Origin of the sequence: Oculatella sp. LEGE 06141 (genome assembly GCF_015207605.1) — a bacterium.
Taxonomy (GTDB): domain Bacteria; phylum Cyanobacteriota; class Cyanobacteriia; order Elainellales; family Elainellaceae; genus Oculatella.
Genome location: NZ_JADEWO010000042.1, coordinates 23,336 through 36,620 on the forward strand (window position 1 = coordinate 23,336; position 13,285 = coordinate 36,620).

Consider the following 13,285-nt stretch of genomic DNA (forward strand, 5'->3'; position numbering starts at 1 on the left):
CAGCCAAGAGCATAAGCGCAATGGTTAGGTGATGTTCAAGTCAAATAACATCCCATCAGCGTGCAGACTCAAACAGGTTGAAAAGCGGTTCGGCAATGATTACAAATAAAGTGTAAGCCCTAATACAAAAGAGCCTCATTTATTCTTGTATACCGTTTACATTCGTTGAACTAATTTTGCTGCCGGGGACAACTATTCAAAGCGTCCCAACGTTTTACATTGAGGTGATTTGATTTTGGTTAACCTTGAGTGTTTGAAATTCTATGGATTATACTCTTCAGTTTTCGGTAGTTTGGAACAACATTGGTCTTTTTATTCAGGGCGTTTTGCTGACGTTGCAACTCGCAATCACATCCATCAGCTTTGGATTAATTCTTGGCATCCTTGGCGCATTGGGTAGAACTTCAGATAATCGTCTTTTTAACGGAATTTCAATTGCATATGTAGAATTTATCCGCAACACGCCATTTCTCATTCAACTGTTTTTCTTCTTCTTTGGGTTGCCAAGTATTGGGCTGCGTTTATCCCCGTGGCAGGCGGCTGTGATTGCCTTGGCCATCAACTTTGGTGCCTATTCGACGGAAATTGTCCGAGCTGGAATTGAAGGAATTCGTAAAGGACAAATTGAAGCCGGATTGGCGCTCGGATTCAAAAAACTACAAATTTTTCGTCATATTGTCTTAATTCCGGCACTGGGTAATATTTATCCGGCATTGGTTAGCCAAATTGTGATCGCTATTTTGTTTACCAGCGTCGTGTCTCAAATCTCTGCTGAAGAATTAACGTTTGTAGGAAATTATTTGCAGTCCCGCACGTTTCGCAGTTTTGAGGTGTATCTCGCGATCGCACTCATTTATGTCGGCATTGTTTGGTTGATTAAAGCGATCGCCTTTTTAATTCAAAAGCGCTTCTTTGCGTTTATGCAATACACCCGCTAATCGTTTTAACGCTACTCACCTGAGCCGACCATGCAAGATTTTACACTGCCGCAAATTTTTACCAACTTATTGCTGGCCACGAGGTGGACTATTGTACTGTCTGCGATCGCCTTCGTTGGCGGTGGCTTCGTTGGGTTTCTGGTCATGCTGATGCGAATCTCACCCAACAAATTTATTCGCTACCCCAGTATGCTCTACGTCGAGTTCTTTCAAGGCACACCGCTCCTGATGCAACTGTTCCTCACCTTCTTTGGGTTATCGGTCATCCTGGATTGGAATTTGTCTCCCTGGACGGCGGCGGCGATCGCATTAACCACCTACAGCAGCGCTTTTTTGTCTGATATCTGGCGCGGGTCAGTGGAGGCGATTCCTAAAGGACAGTGGGAAGCGTCAACAGCTCTGGGGTTGAACTATGTCAGACAGCTTCAGCGCGTTATCCTGCCGCAGGCGGTCAAAATGTCGATTCCGCCGACCGTTGGCTTTGCGGTGCAGGTGATTAAGGGAACCTCTCTCGCCTCTGTTATTGGGTTTGTTGAGCTAACTCGCTCGGCAACCGCTATCAGCAATGTCACCTTTCAACCCTTCCTGATATTTACGATCGCAGCCATTATCTACTTCTGCCTGTGTTTTCCGCTTTCCTTGCTCAGCAAGCGGTTAGAACACCAATTTGCCTATAGAACCTAATTGAACCATTTAGAGGACGCTTTAAAAGTATAATTTGTAGCCCGACACCCGTAGGGGCGTAGCATACGGGCAATACGTCTGGGTCTATTTCAAGGGTTATCTGCCGCATGCTACGCCCTTACAGAAGAGATTTGATACTTTTCAAACATCTTTTTACATCATTCAAGATCAGTCAGGAGATCGAAAGTAATGTCGAATAGAAGAACCACGCGCACCCCATCCCGTTTCTCTCTGCGCCCGTCGTGGTTGAGTAGCTTAACAGTGATCGCTGTCGGTTTGGTGATGATGGTCAGCGTGATTGCCTGCTCTAGCGGTTCTGTCACCTCCCAGGCAGTGGTTGGAGATGTTGCCACCAGTCAGGCGGCCTCCGGTGCGGCTCCTCAAAGCGCATCCCAAGCCGGATCAACCCTCGATCAAATCATTAGCACTGGCAAGGTTAGAATTGCCGTCCCTCAAGATTCGCCTCCCTTTGGTTCAATGGGTACTGATATGCAACCCCAGGGGTATGACGTTGACGTTGCCAAACTGGTGGCAGAATCATTAGAAGTAGAGCTAGAACTGGTGCCAGTTACCAGTACAAACCGCGTTCCTTACCTGCAAACCAATCGAGCCGATATGGTCATCTCCAGCTTAGGAGCCACACCCGAACGAGCCAAGTCCATCTACTTCTCAATTCCTTACGCTCCCTTTTATTCCGGGCTGTACGGGGCACAGAACGTTGCCGTCTCCTCCTATGAAGAGTTGGCTGGTAAAAGTGTTGGGGTAACGCAAGGATCATTAGAGGATCTGGAACTGACCAAACAGGCTCCAGAAGGGCTTGAGGTCAAGCGGTTCGAGGACAACAGCACCACCGCATCCGCGCTATTGGCTGGTCAAGTTGATTTAATTGCCACGGGTAATACGATCGCCAATAAACTCATGCAAGACAACCCAACCAGGACGATTGAAAACAAATTTGTGATGAAAAATTCTCCCTGTTACGTTGGCGTTCGTCGTGGCGACTTAGACCTGTTGCAATGGGTGAATGTCTTTGTAGCCAGTAAGCGACTGTCGGGTGAATTGGATGCACTATCGCAACAGTGGTTTGGTGAACCGTTGGAGCTACCTGCTTTTTAAGTTACCAACCATTGCAGGCATCCGTCGATTCATCACGAATGGTGCAGGGCGTTGTCTGGCAATACCCCTATCGCGTCAAGGCGGTTATCAAGGTTAATGAAACGCGCCCTCGCCAACGGCTTACTCGTCGGGTGAGTGGCTCACGTTGGCACTTTTTAACGCCGCAGGCAACGATTGAGAATCAGTTGCACCGGCCAAACTGCTGTTGAGATGGGAATCAGCCGGGGAAATCGCTTTGATTTGCCGCATTAAGCTTGCCATCTCGATCGCGTTCATTGCGTAATTCCAGCCATGATTGCTCTTAATTCCAGCCCGTTCCAGGGCTTGCTGCATCGTATCGGTGGTTAAGATGCCAAACACGACCGGAACTCCGGTTTGAAAGCTGGCTGCGGCTACCCCCTTAGATACCTCTGCTGCAACGTAGTCAAAGTGAGGCGTAGATCCCCGAATGACTGCACCCAGGCAAATAATTGCATCGTAGCGATGCGTCAGGGCTAACTGACGCGCTAGCAGAGGAACCTCAAAACTTCCTGGTACCCAGGCATAATCAACCTGAGTTCCATGGGGGTCGGGGTCAATGCCATGTCGTCTGAGGCAATCTTGGCAGCCCTCTAGAAGCTTACCTGTGACCAGGTCGTTAAACCGACCAATAACAATCGCAAACCGTAGAGGATCTGCTTGGGTGAATGTGCCCTCGAAAACTGCCATGACAATTGATTTAAGGTGTGTTCTACCTCTAGATTAAACCACTAAGTAGTTTAACCCGCCCACCAATAAGACCAGCGCAACCCAAACGCCCGATCCTAAAAGGATGAATCGCTTGGACTGATCCCAATTTTGCGGTGACGCATAAGCGACTGGAACGCCGACTACCATTGCAAACGACAGCAGTACGAGAGCCGCCAAAGCTACTTGAAACAAAATAGAAAACATGGTTTCCTCCCAAATAGAAGCAAAAACTAGATAGTTATCAGGAAAGCTGCGATCGCCAGCACTTCGATCCGCTCTGAGTAGTAAGCTATCAGAAATTGAACCCCGTCGGTACGGTTGTCTGTCAAGATTGGGAAAGAGGAACAGAATTTAGGTCAAATGGATTTAATCCTCTGCCATACCACAGCCGATTTTGACACGCTAGGGGCAGCGGTGGGTTTGACGCGCCTGCATCCGGGAGCCAGAGTGGTGCTAACGGGCGGCAGTCATCCCACCGTGCGCGATTTTTTGGCACTGCATCGCGATGAGTATGCGTTGATTGAGCGGCGATCGGTCAATCCAGATACGATTCGTACAATCACGGTGGTGGATACGCAATGGCGCGATCGCCTCGGCAAAGCGGCAGAGTGGCTAGATTTACCGAATGTCACCATCCGCCTGTATGACCACCATGTTGATGCTAAGGGCGATATCGCGGCAACGCAAACCCAGGTTGAGGCCGTTGGCTCAACGTCAACCCTGATTGCAGAACAGCTCCAGGCACAGCAGATTCAACTGACTCCTACCGAAGCAACGGTGATGGCGTTGGGCATTCATGTGGATACCGGGTCGCTTACCTTCGACCATGTCACCGTGCGCGATGCCGCTGCCCTCACCTGGCTGATGCAACAGGGAGCCAGCATTAGCGCGATCGCCGATTACGTTGAACCCGGACTCTCTCCCCATCTGCAAGACTGGCTGGCAACAGCTTTAGACTATCTGCATACCGAAACGGTACAAGGACTGGCGATCGCCTGGGTGCTGTTGCCAATGGATAGCTTTGTTCCGGGGTTGTCTAACCTGGCCTCTCGCATCCTCAGCCTCACCGATAGCGACGTGCTGCTGTTGGCGGCTAGCTACCCCACCACCGACGCGAACGAAAAGCGGCTCACGGTGATTGGTCGCTCGCGCAGCAGAGCAAGCACCACTGGCGCAGAAGGCATCAATCTGGGTGACCTCTTTCAACCGTGGGGCGGTGGTGGCCATGCCAGGGCAGCCTCCCTCAATGCGCGCGGCGTTGACCCCGACGAAACCCTCTCCCAGCTCGTAACCCAACTGAAAGCGCAGGTGCCCCATCCACCCGTGGCGCGCGAGCTAATGTCGTCTCCAGTGCGAACGATTCGACCCGACACCACGATCGCCGAAGCCCAACGAACTTTATTGCGGTACGGCCACTCTGGCCTCTCGGTAGTCAACGAACAGGGACAGCTAACGGGTGTGATCTCGCGGCGCGATTTAGACATTGCGCTGCATCATGGCTTTAGCCATGCCCCGGTCAAGGGCTACATGACGACCAACCTTAAAACGATCGCGCCCGACACCACTCTGCCTGAAATTGAATCGCTGATGGTGACGTATGATATTGGTCGCCTTCCGGTTTTAGACGCGGAAAATTTGGTGGGAATTGTGACCCGCACCGACGTACTGCGTCAGATCCATCAGGCTCAAGCCATGAGCGACGGGCAACGAGCGGGCGATCGCCCGTCGGGGCTGTGTCCTCTGCCGCATGTGGTGCGCGATCTGGTGCGCGATCGCATGACCTCTCCGCTGTGGACGTTGCTGATGCAAGCCGCCGCCGCCGCAGAACAGCGCGGTTGGCAGCTTTATCTGGTGGGTGGTGCCGTGCGAGACTTGCTGCTGGCGAATCCCGATGAAGCGCTGCTGCTCAAGGATGTCGATCTGGTGGTCGATGGGTTTCATCGCGCTGCGGATCAGGCGGCAGGAGTCGAGCTTGCCCGTGCCCTGCAACAGCAATATCCGTCCGTGCGGCTTCAGGTTCACGGACGGTTTCAGACGGCTGCTCTGCTCTGGCACAACGACCCGGAGTTTGACTCACTGTGGATTGATATTGCCACTGCTCGCACAGAGTTCTATCCTTACCCAGCCGCCAATCCAGTGGTGGAAGCGAGTTCGATTCGCCAGGATCTCTACCGCCGCGATTTCACCATTAACGCCCTGGCTCTACGGCTCACCCCACCCCGCACGGGCGAACTGCTGGATTTTTTTGGCGGCTTGCTCGACTTGCAGGCTCGTCACATCCGGGTGCTGCACGCCAATAGCCTGATCGAAGACCCAACCCGAATTTATCGTGCCGTGCGGTTTGCCGTACGGTTGGGATTTCAAATTGACCCACAGACCGAAGGGTACATTCGCCACGCGATCGCCAGCGGCATTTACCACCGGATTCAAGCCGAGATGGATAAAACCCCGGCACTGCAAACCCGTCTGCGACGAGAACTGAAGCTCATTTTAGAAGCGTCTTACTGGAAAGCAGCCATTCAACTGTTAGACAATCTGGGAGCGTTGCGCTGCATTCACCCAACGCTAGAACTGGATGATGTGCTGTGGAAACAGCTTCGCCAGGTAGACCGTTGCCTCATCCGTTTTGACCAACCCGCCAGCTTAGAGCATTGGCAAGTGCTGTTAGAGGTACTGTTAACCCATCTCAGCAAAGACGATCGCGTTAAAGTGGCAGAAAACTTGCAGCTTCCAGCAGACAGCATCCATCGACTACAACAGTTGGAAGGGGTGCAAGCGGAGTTAAAACACAAGTGGCCTGATTGCCAGCGTCCCAGCCAGGTGGCGGCACTTCTAAGCCAGTATGATCTGCAAACCCTAATCCTGTTAGCCGTTCGCGCCGATCGCCCCACCCGCAAACAGATCTGGCGCTACCTTACCGACTGGGCCACTGTCAAAGCGCCGCTGGATGGCAACGATCTCAAACGGTTGGGCTACAAACCGGGCAAGCCGTTCAAGCAGATATTAGACGCAGTGATGGCGGCAACCCTGGACGGCACCATCAGCGATCGTGCCGATGCTGAGGTGTTTGTGCAGACCCATTTTCCCAAACCCTGAGGCAACCGGAACAGCCGATTTTCTATCCCTGTCCCTCTTTTCAGCCAATAGTCTCCCGAAGGCGGTAGGATTAAGCTGAAGAAAATGATGTAACTATCAGCCCAGACTTCTATGAACTTAACGGCTGGAACCGCCCTACAAGACGGAAAATATATTGTTCAGGCGACGTTGGGTTTAACTGATCTGGGTGTTACGCTTCAGGCAACTCATGCCTATCTCGATCAGACGGTGATTCTACATACGCTGAATCCCAGTTTGCGCGATCGCCCTCAGTTTGCCAACCTGCATCAGCAGTTTATGGTTGCCATGAAGCAAATTGGGAAACGGCAACCCGCTCTGCCGTCCAAGGTGGTGGACTGTTTTGAAGAAGGCGGACTGCCGTTTTTAGTGTTAGAACGCTTGTCTGGACAACCAGCACTCCTGGTAGAAGACTGGTTCACCCCTACCGCCGCAACCAACGCAAAATCAGCGGTGAACCCAACTCCCGCTGCTGAAAAACCACCTACTGTCGCCAAACCCGTTGTTTTGCCTCCGTTTGCAACCAATGGGGCAGGTCATGCATCACTGGCAAACACCACGTCTGCCAGTCCCAACGGCACGATTATTCAGACGCAAACGATACTGCAACACAACACTCAGCCAGTGCAAAGGCAGGATATGCACCCCCTGGCGCAGTTGCAGGCGGCGGCGGCCACTTCGCCACCTCCATCAAATCCTTCCCGATCGCAGTTTTCCTGGCAGGTGCCAACGCGATCGCAGGTCAAACGGCGCAGATCCAAGCGCTGGCTTCCGTTTGCGCTTATGGTCACGGCGGCCGTTGCCACATTGGGTGGTGTCAGTTTTGGTTTATCGTTGCGGTTTGGGCAAGCGGTATCCAGTCCGTCTCCCTCGGTTCCAGAGGCCAATCCGACAGGTTCCTCTGCTCCGTCTGCATCCCCTACAGCCCCATCCCCTATGCCGCCCGGAGCAGATGGCTTGTTTGGCAGCAGTCAAGAGTTTCTCCCCAGCGATAACTGGCCTGGAACCAGCATTGTTGACACCGATCAGATTACGCCACCATCAGATATGCCCATTGAGCGATCGCCTGCCCATGAGCCGATCCGCCGCAGAAGTTCTGTGGGTAGCTATGAACCGCCCCCAGAAGAGCGTTTGCCGCAATCATTTCCATCGGATGGCCCCAGCATTCAGGAACCACCGTCTGAAGAACCAGCCTTGGCAGAAGAAGTGCCGCCGTTTGAGTCCATTCCAGATCCCAATGTGGCACCTGTGCCTGAACCCATTCCATCGAACTCCGATGCCCCCACGTTCGATTTTGAGCAGTTAAAGCCGATTCCGCCATCGTCGGAGCCAAGCCTCCCCACCGAGAGCAGCAGTTCGCCCAAGGCTCCTGCCCCGGCATCCAATCCAGCGACGATCGCCCCGTTGCCCGATGCCGGTGCCGTCAATTGAGCCTTGCCATGTGGCCAACAGCCGCATAAATTGAACATCGGGCGTTGCTGAATCATGGGCTGAATTCGCCCTACAACCGTCAACGTTTCCCAAACTCCGTTTATTCAGCAACACCAAACATCGGTCTTCATCCCTACCGTCAGTCAGGAGAGTGGTTCATGCTCAGGCTCGTAATGGCGATCGTGCTTGCGGTGATGTTGGCGGCTTGTAGCGTTGCAGGTAGCCCCAGTCAGGCGTTGGTGAAGAAGGCGATCGAGCTGCAACTAGAGCAAACCCAGGCCGAACTCAGCCAACAGATTTATCGCACCCCGACAGCATCACCGTCGTTTAAACTCAACCACGTCACCGTTACGCAGCAAGAACCGCTGGTCATTGAAGACCTGACCGCTTATCGGGTGCGCGGCACCTATGACGTGACCCAGAAGCTAAACGATCGCCGCATAACGCAACATCAAAACCCGTTTGAAATTTACCTGCAACGCCAGATTGAAGGCAAAACCTGGCGACTGGCGCATCTGCAACGCGGCACGGGCGAAACGAGCGATCGATGGATCACCCAGCTCATTCAATAGCCTGCCGTTAAGGGTGAGGCAAGGTAACCTGCCACCGCCATACTTTGCCTTCCATTGCATCATTGCTATCTGCAACTCTTACCATGCCCACCTTTCGCAACACGCTGGCAGAAGGCGTTTCGGTGGCCAGCGTGTGCGCTCTAACTAAGGTGACGCTTTGATCGGCAAAGGCGCGTTCTATCATTGTCCTGGCTGCCTGAGTTGCTAACCCCTGACCTTGATAAGACGGGGCGATCGAATAGCCAATTTCAACGACTCCATTTGCATCCGGATTGCCTTTATACCCGCCGATGCCCACCGCTACTCGGGAATGGTGGAGCATAAACAAATGAGTCCACCAGCGGGGCAGGACGTTCGTTTCAAGTAATCCTTTTAATGAAAACTCCAGCATGTGAGGCAGAAGTTCGTAGTCATCTGCAATGGTCACTCCAAAGGTTTCAAAGAACGGCAGTTTGCCAGCTAACAGCACCTCAATATGCTGAACTGAGCAAGGTTCAACCAGCAATATCTCCTGACTACCCATGCCTGAACCTCCTTAGCTCAATCTTGCCGTACATTCCAGGATGAGGCGTTGATTGACGATCGCATAGGGCTGAATTTCCAAAGCACGCCGAAACGAATGGATTGCCGATCGATAGTTTCCTAACGCCGCATGACACAATCCCATACCGTGCCATGCGCCAAAGTGGTCGGGGTTTAACGCAACCACTTCCTCACAATCGGCCAGGGAGCGACGATACTGCCCCAGGGCATAATATAAAACGGCTCGCTGGTTCCAGGCTTCAGCAAAATCAGGTTGGTTTTCAATCAACTCAGCCAGTAAGGCTTCTCCTTCTTCAATGCGTCCAGCCTGTGCCAACGCCTGACTGCGGCACAATAAATCCAGCCCATGCACTCCTTTCTGTTGAAACCAAATTTGCCAGAGTTGCTGTGTGGCCTGGTTGCGAACTGTTTCATCAGGATTTTTCAAATCCTCTAGAAGCAATTCAATTGAGGCATTATCCATAAACAGAATCTCCATTACAGCGTTATCTTAGCCATCCCTTTCTTCATTGTGTAACCCCTAACAAGATTCTGCGACAATAGAAAAGCTCGATTGCTGGTTACACAAACGCATGGCTGCAAAAATTCCCGTCACAATTATCACTGGCTTCTTGGGCAGTGGTAAAACAACGCTGATCCGGCATCTGCTGCAAAACAATCAGGGTCGCCGGATTGCGGTTCTCGTCAATGAATTTGGTGAACTGGGCATTGATGGCGAACTGCTGCGATCGTGTCAGGTTTGCCCTGAGGATGAGGCAGAAACAGCGTCCAGTCCAGCCGACGGCAGCAATATTGTTGAACTCACGAATGGCTGTCTCTGCTGCACTGTGCAGGAAGAATTTCTGCCCACGATGCTAGAACTGCTCAAACGACGCGATCGCCTCGACTGCATCTTAATCGAAACCTCCGGGCTGGCCTTACCCAAACCCTTAATTCGCGCCTTCCGCTGGCCTGATATTCGCAACGCTGCTACGGTAGATGGCGTTATTACCGTGGTGGATTGTGAAGCGGTTGCTAACGGCACCTTAGCCCCCGACCCAGACGCGATAACGGCTCAGCGGCAGGCCGATCCAAACCTGGATCATGACACACCGCTGCAAGAGCTATTCGAAGACCAATTAGCCTGTGCCGATTTAGTGACGCTCAACAAAACGGATTTAGTTGATGAGCTGGCGGTCACTAATGTGCTGGGTCTGGTTCAGCAAGAGCTACCACGAGCCGTGAAGATTGTGCGTAGCGATCGCGGCCAGCTTGACCCTAGCCTGGTGTTGGGCTTCAATGCAGCCGTTGAAGATGATTTGGACGATCGCCCTAGCCACCACGATGATGAGACCGAGCATGAGCATGACGATGACATTTCATCGACCCATCTGGTGTTCGATCGCAGCTTCAACCCCGATCATCTGCAAACCCAACTGCAAGCGCTGGTACAGCAGCAGGAGATTTACCGCATCAAGGGGTTTGTCTCCGTTCCCAACAAGCCAATGCGGCTGGTGCTGCAAGGTGTTGGCGAACGATTTGAACGCTTTTACGATCGCCCCTGGCAACCAGAAGAACCCAAGCAAACGCGCTTAGTCTTCATTGGCCGTGCCCTGGATGCCGACAAAATCGAGTCTGAGTTAGCAGGCTTAACAAACTAAGTTTTTAATTTCAAACCCAATCCCACCTGAGTTTCAATTAAGACAAAACGTCTGAAAAAAGGAACCTATGTTCAGTCGATTTTTTCATCAAAAACGCTCACTTTCGCTGGCTCTTGGCTTCGCAATTGGACTATCACTTTTGGGAACCCATGCGATCGCCAATGAGCCGGGGCAATTTATCAGCCGTTACGACCCAGCCCAAACCACAACCAATTCCAGCTTTATCAGCCCGCTGGTAGAGCTGTTTGGGGATGTGACTGTGGGCGAAAACGTTTTTGTATCTGGCAATACTATTGTGCGAGCCGAACCAGAGACGCGCATCTGTATTGGCGATGAAACCAATTTGCAAGACAATATTATTTTTGCAGTGGCACGCGATCAGCCTGCCCCAGAAGCACCCTGTGCCGAGATCTCTAGCAGCGCCGGAGAACGAGTGAGCATTGCCCATCAAGCAGTGGTCAGAAACTCCCGCATTGGTGATTTCACCTTCATTGGCTTTCATGCCAAGCTCAACAACGTGGTGCTAGAAGACGGAGCATTTGTGTTACACGGAGCCAACGTTGCGAATGTGACGATCGGCGAAAACCGTCTCGTTCCCATTGGAGCGGTCATCACCAGTCAGGCTGAGGCCGATGCCCTGCCGCTCAAAACTGAAGACAATGCTGAGTTTCAAAACGACGTGCTGGAGGTGAACGAAGAATTTGCCGAGCATTACGGAGAGCTGTTCGAAGCCGATGGGTTTGCTAGCGTTACGGGTGTGAGTCCCGCTCCGACAACCTCCTGGAATACCGATCCTGTTGCCCCAGCGCTCGGTGATGCGGTTCAGCTCGATGAGTTTGTGCGAATAGTAGGGGATGTGCGGCTTGGAGCCAACAGCATTGTCGGTCAACGGACATCTATTCGGGCAGATGAAGGAGCGCCGATTATCATTGGCGACAATGCCGAAATTGAAGATCGGGTCACATTCCATGCCCTTAAAGGCACCAACATCCGCATTGGCAATAATCTCAACACCGATGACAATGTGGTGTTTCATGGCCCCTTAGAAGTCGGGGATGGTTTGACGATCGCAGATGATGCGATTCTGTTTCGCTCAACGGTTGGCAACCATGTCACCATTGGCGCAGAGGCAATCGTGGTGGGGGTAACGCTCCCCGACGGGGCACAGGTGCCAGAACGAGCGGTGATTACAACACAGGAAGATGCCGATCGGCTGATGGTTAGCTGAAGGTAGTGAGAAACGGTTGTAGGGGCGCTATCAGAGCGTCTCTACAGCAGTGGGTTAACAATAGGACTGAATATCTTCACCGCAGACATCGACCAGGAAGCAGAGCGATCGAAAGCGCAAGCCAACAAACTGCTCATAAAAGGGATTCAGTTTGCAGAGCGGCGGAATGTGAGCCACAGTGCGGCCAAACAGGTTAATGTCCCGTTCGAAGGGGCACTGGGACGGAATTAAACGAGACAGACAACGCGCCAGCCTCGCATCTCGAATTTCAATGTCGTCTAGCCACTGACGCACGAGATTGAGAACGCTGGATTGGGGTTTCATGGCTCGAGAATCAAGAGAAGAAGGACGCATGATGAATCAAGGGGTGATGGTGAACACCAAGCAACGTTGGGTTACGCCTCCCACCATAGGCAGGGGATCGCAGAATTAGTTAAAGGAACTAATAAACTCACGGAGGATTTGCTGAAGTTCCAATGAAGCTCATCGAACCCTTCGGGCTAATTACCGATCGCCCAGGGAAAGCCTGATGGGGTTTCCTGACGAGACAGGTAAACGCCTAAGGCATGTGCCATATCGCCACGAGTCATTGGGCCAAGCGGATCAATTTGGCTGTTAGGATCGGTGTTGACAAACCCTTCGTAGAGCGCAGTCGCCATTGATTTACGCGCCCATGCTGGAATTGACCCGGCATCCGGATAGCGAGACAAGATATCGTTGACGGTCGCGTCTGGAAACTGGAACACGCCGTAGGCTTGAGCAAAGATGGAAAAGGCTTCTGCCCGCGTCACTCGCTGGTCAGGAAAGAAGCGGCCTTCACGGTAGCCCGTCATCACCCCGCTGCGAAGAACGGTTTGGATGTCGTCGTAGGCCCAGTGCGATCGCGGCACGTCTTGAATGGCTACGGCAGCGGTCTGGTTGGGCGTACGCTGATTGAGTTGAAAGGTTTTAACCAGGATGCTTGCCAGTTCGGCCCGGCTGAGGATGGTGTCTGCCTGAAAGTCGCCGTTAGAAGTAGGACTCATTAGCCCAGCTTCAATCACGCGGTCAACCGGATTCTGAGCAGGCTGAACTTGGGCAAGAGCAGACACACCTGAAAGCAACACGGTTAAGGAAAGGGCACTCAAAAATCGTTGCATCACTCGAACACTCCTACATCCACAATCGAAGAGGCGGCAATCAAGACTAACGTTGTGTTGATCCTGCCCGCCTGCTGGAAACCGACAAATCTTTCCTTAGCTCTGTTATGCCCTGCATTCTCAGAGATGCGCCAGGGGATGTGACAGTATC

Annotated in this window: 14 protein-coding genes; 8 read left to right on the top strand and 6 right to left on the bottom strand. The window is 52.4% G+C overall.

The features are described 5' to 3' along the window. Positions 1 to 263: 263 nt before the first annotated feature. The 3 genes from IQ268_RS22955 (at position 264) to IQ268_RS22965 (ending at position 2,738) form a co-directional block, all read left to right on the top strand. Complete coding sequence (locus tag IQ268_RS22955; RefSeq protein WP_193884102.1) at positions 264 to 938, top strand: amino acid ABC transporter permease; 675 nt, start codon at positions 264 to 266, stop codon at positions 936 to 938. A gap of 30 nt (positions 939 to 968) precedes the next feature. Next, positions 969 to 1,622, top strand: a complete 654-nt coding sequence (locus IQ268_RS22960; RefSeq protein WP_193884103.1) for an amino acid ABC transporter permease — start codon at positions 969 to 971, stop codon at positions 1,620 to 1,622. 189 nt (positions 1,623 to 1,811) lie between these two features. After that, entirely contained in the window at positions 1,812 to 2,738 is a 927-nt protein-coding gene (locus tag IQ268_RS22965) for a transporter substrate-binding domain-containing protein (RefSeq protein ID WP_193884105.1), read from the top strand. 120 nt (positions 2,739 to 2,858) lie between these two features. On the opposite strand, the gene ribH is transcribed toward IQ268_RS22965, so the two are convergent. Both ribH and psbZ read right to left on the bottom strand, forming a co-directional pair. Further along, on the bottom strand, positions 2,859 to 3,446 hold the full coding sequence (gene ribH / locus IQ268_RS22970; protein WP_193884107.1) for a 6,7-dimethyl-8-ribityllumazine synthase: 588 nt from the start codon (positions 3,444 to 3,446) through the stop codon (positions 2,859 to 2,861). A 33-nt stretch (positions 3,447 to 3,479) separates the two neighbouring features. Further along, entirely contained in the window at positions 3,480 to 3,671 is a 192-nt protein-coding gene (gene psbZ, locus IQ268_RS22975; protein WP_193884109.1) for a photosystem II reaction center protein PsbZ, read from the bottom strand. A gap of 156 nt (positions 3,672 to 3,827) precedes the next feature. On the opposite strand from psbZ, the gene IQ268_RS22980 reads away from it, so the two are divergent. The 3 genes from IQ268_RS22980 (at position 3,828) to IQ268_RS22990 (ending at position 8,584) form a co-directional block, all read left to right on the top strand. Beyond that, positions 3,828 to 6,563 carry a CBS domain-containing protein gene (locus IQ268_RS22980; protein WP_193884111.1) on the top strand — a complete coding sequence of 912 codons (2,736 nt, stop codon included), beginning with the start codon at positions 3,828 to 3,830 and terminating at the stop codon, positions 6,561 to 6,563. 111 nt (positions 6,564 to 6,674) lie between these two features. Further along, positions 6,675 to 8,012 (top strand): hypothetical protein, encoded by a 1,338-nt coding sequence (locus tag IQ268_RS22985; RefSeq protein ID WP_193884113.1) that lies wholly within the window; start codon positions 6,675 to 6,677, stop codon positions 8,010 to 8,012. Positions 8,013 to 8,170: 158 nt separating this feature from the next. Then, positions 8,171 to 8,584: a hypothetical protein gene (locus tag IQ268_RS22990; protein WP_193884115.1), complete on the top strand. Its 414-nt coding sequence runs from the start codon at positions 8,171 to 8,173 to the stop codon at positions 8,582 to 8,584. Between the two features lie 7 nt (positions 8,585 to 8,591). Here IQ268_RS22990 and IQ268_RS22995 read toward each other — a convergent pair whose 3' ends face one another. Both IQ268_RS22995 and IQ268_RS23000 read right to left on the bottom strand, forming a co-directional pair. Next, a complete protein-coding gene (locus tag IQ268_RS22995; protein ID WP_193884116.1) occupies positions 8,592 to 9,107 on the bottom strand; it encodes a GNAT family N-acetyltransferase in 516 nt (171 codons plus the stop codon). Between the two features lie 12 nt (positions 9,108 to 9,119). Then, complete coding sequence (locus tag IQ268_RS23000) at positions 9,120 to 9,590, bottom strand: tetratricopeptide repeat protein (protein WP_193884118.1); 471 nt, start codon at positions 9,588 to 9,590, stop codon at positions 9,120 to 9,122. Between the two features lie 109 nt (positions 9,591 to 9,699). On the opposite strand from IQ268_RS23000, the gene cobW reads away from it, so the two are divergent. Both cobW and IQ268_RS23010 read left to right on the top strand, forming a co-directional pair. Beyond that, positions 9,700 to 10,767 (top strand): cobalamin biosynthesis protein CobW, encoded by a 1,068-nt coding sequence (cobW, locus tag IQ268_RS23005; protein ID WP_193884120.1) that lies wholly within the window; start codon positions 9,700 to 9,702, stop codon positions 10,765 to 10,767. A 67-nt stretch (positions 10,768 to 10,834) separates the two neighbouring features. Further along, positions 10,835 to 11,995 carry a carbonate dehydratase gene (locus IQ268_RS23010; RefSeq protein ID WP_193884122.1) on the top strand — a complete coding sequence of 387 codons (1,161 nt, stop codon included), beginning with the start codon at positions 10,835 to 10,837 and terminating at the stop codon, positions 11,993 to 11,995. A 54-nt stretch (positions 11,996 to 12,049) separates the two neighbouring features. Here IQ268_RS23010 and IQ268_RS23015 read toward each other — a convergent pair whose 3' ends face one another. Beyond that, a complete protein-coding gene (locus IQ268_RS23015; RefSeq protein ID WP_193884124.1) occupies positions 12,050 to 12,349 on the bottom strand; it encodes a Mo-dependent nitrogenase C-terminal domain-containing protein in 300 nt (99 codons plus the stop codon). A gap of 146 nt (positions 12,350 to 12,495) precedes the next feature. Continuing rightward, entirely contained in the window at positions 12,496 to 13,134 is a 639-nt protein-coding gene (locus IQ268_RS23020) for an S-layer homology domain-containing protein (protein WP_193884155.1), read from the bottom strand. Positions 13,135 to 13,285 lie beyond the last annotated feature (151 nt).

Bases quoted from the DNA above. Each gene is read 5' to 3' on its own strand.
- IQ268_RS22980 (WP_193884111.1), top strand. From the start codon at position 3,828: ATGGATTTAATCCTCTGCCATACCACAGCCGATTTTGACACGCTAGGG.
- IQ268_RS22995 (WP_193884116.1), bottom strand. From the start codon at position 9,107: ATGGGTAGTCAGGAGATATTGCTGGTTGAACCTTGCTCAGTTCAGCAT.
- IQ268_RS23015 (WP_193884124.1), bottom strand. From the start codon at position 12,349: ATGCGTCCTTCTTCTCTTGATTCTCGAGCCATGAAACCCCAATCCAGC.
- IQ268_RS22990 (WP_193884115.1), top strand. From the start codon at position 8,171: ATGCTCAGGCTCGTAATGGCGATCGTGCTTGCGGTGATGTTGGCGGCT.
- IQ268_RS22955 (WP_193884102.1), top strand. From the start codon at position 264: ATGGATTATACTCTTCAGTTTTCGGTAGTTTGGAACAACATTGGTCTT.
- IQ268_RS22985 (WP_193884113.1), top strand. From the start codon at position 6,675: ATGAACTTAACGGCTGGAACCGCCCTACAAGACGGAAAATATATTGTT.
- psbZ (WP_193884109.1), bottom strand. From the start codon at position 3,671: ATGTTTTCTATTTTGTTTCAAGTAGCTTTGGCGGCTCTCGTACTGCTG.
- ribH (WP_193884107.1), bottom strand. From the start codon at position 3,446: ATGGCAGTTTTCGAGGGCACATTCACCCAAGCAGATCCTCTACGGTTT.
- IQ268_RS23000 (WP_193884118.1), bottom strand. From the start codon at position 9,590: ATGGATAATGCCTCAATTGAATTGCTTCTAGAGGATTTGAAAAATCCT.
- cobW (WP_193884120.1), top strand. From the start codon at position 9,700: ATGGCTGCAAAAATTCCCGTCACAATTATCACTGGCTTCTTGGGCAGT.
- IQ268_RS22965 (WP_193884105.1), top strand. From the start codon at position 1,812: ATGTCGAATAGAAGAACCACGCGCACCCCATCCCGTTTCTCTCTGCGC.
- IQ268_RS23020 (WP_193884155.1), bottom strand. From the start codon at position 13,134: ATGCAACGATTTTTGAGTGCCCTTTCCTTAACCGTGTTGCTTTCAGGT.
- IQ268_RS23010 (WP_193884122.1), top strand. From the start codon at position 10,835: ATGTTCAGTCGATTTTTTCATCAAAAACGCTCACTTTCGCTGGCTCTT.
- IQ268_RS22960 (WP_193884103.1), top strand. From the start codon at position 969: ATGCAAGATTTTACACTGCCGCAAATTTTTACCAACTTATTGCTGGCC.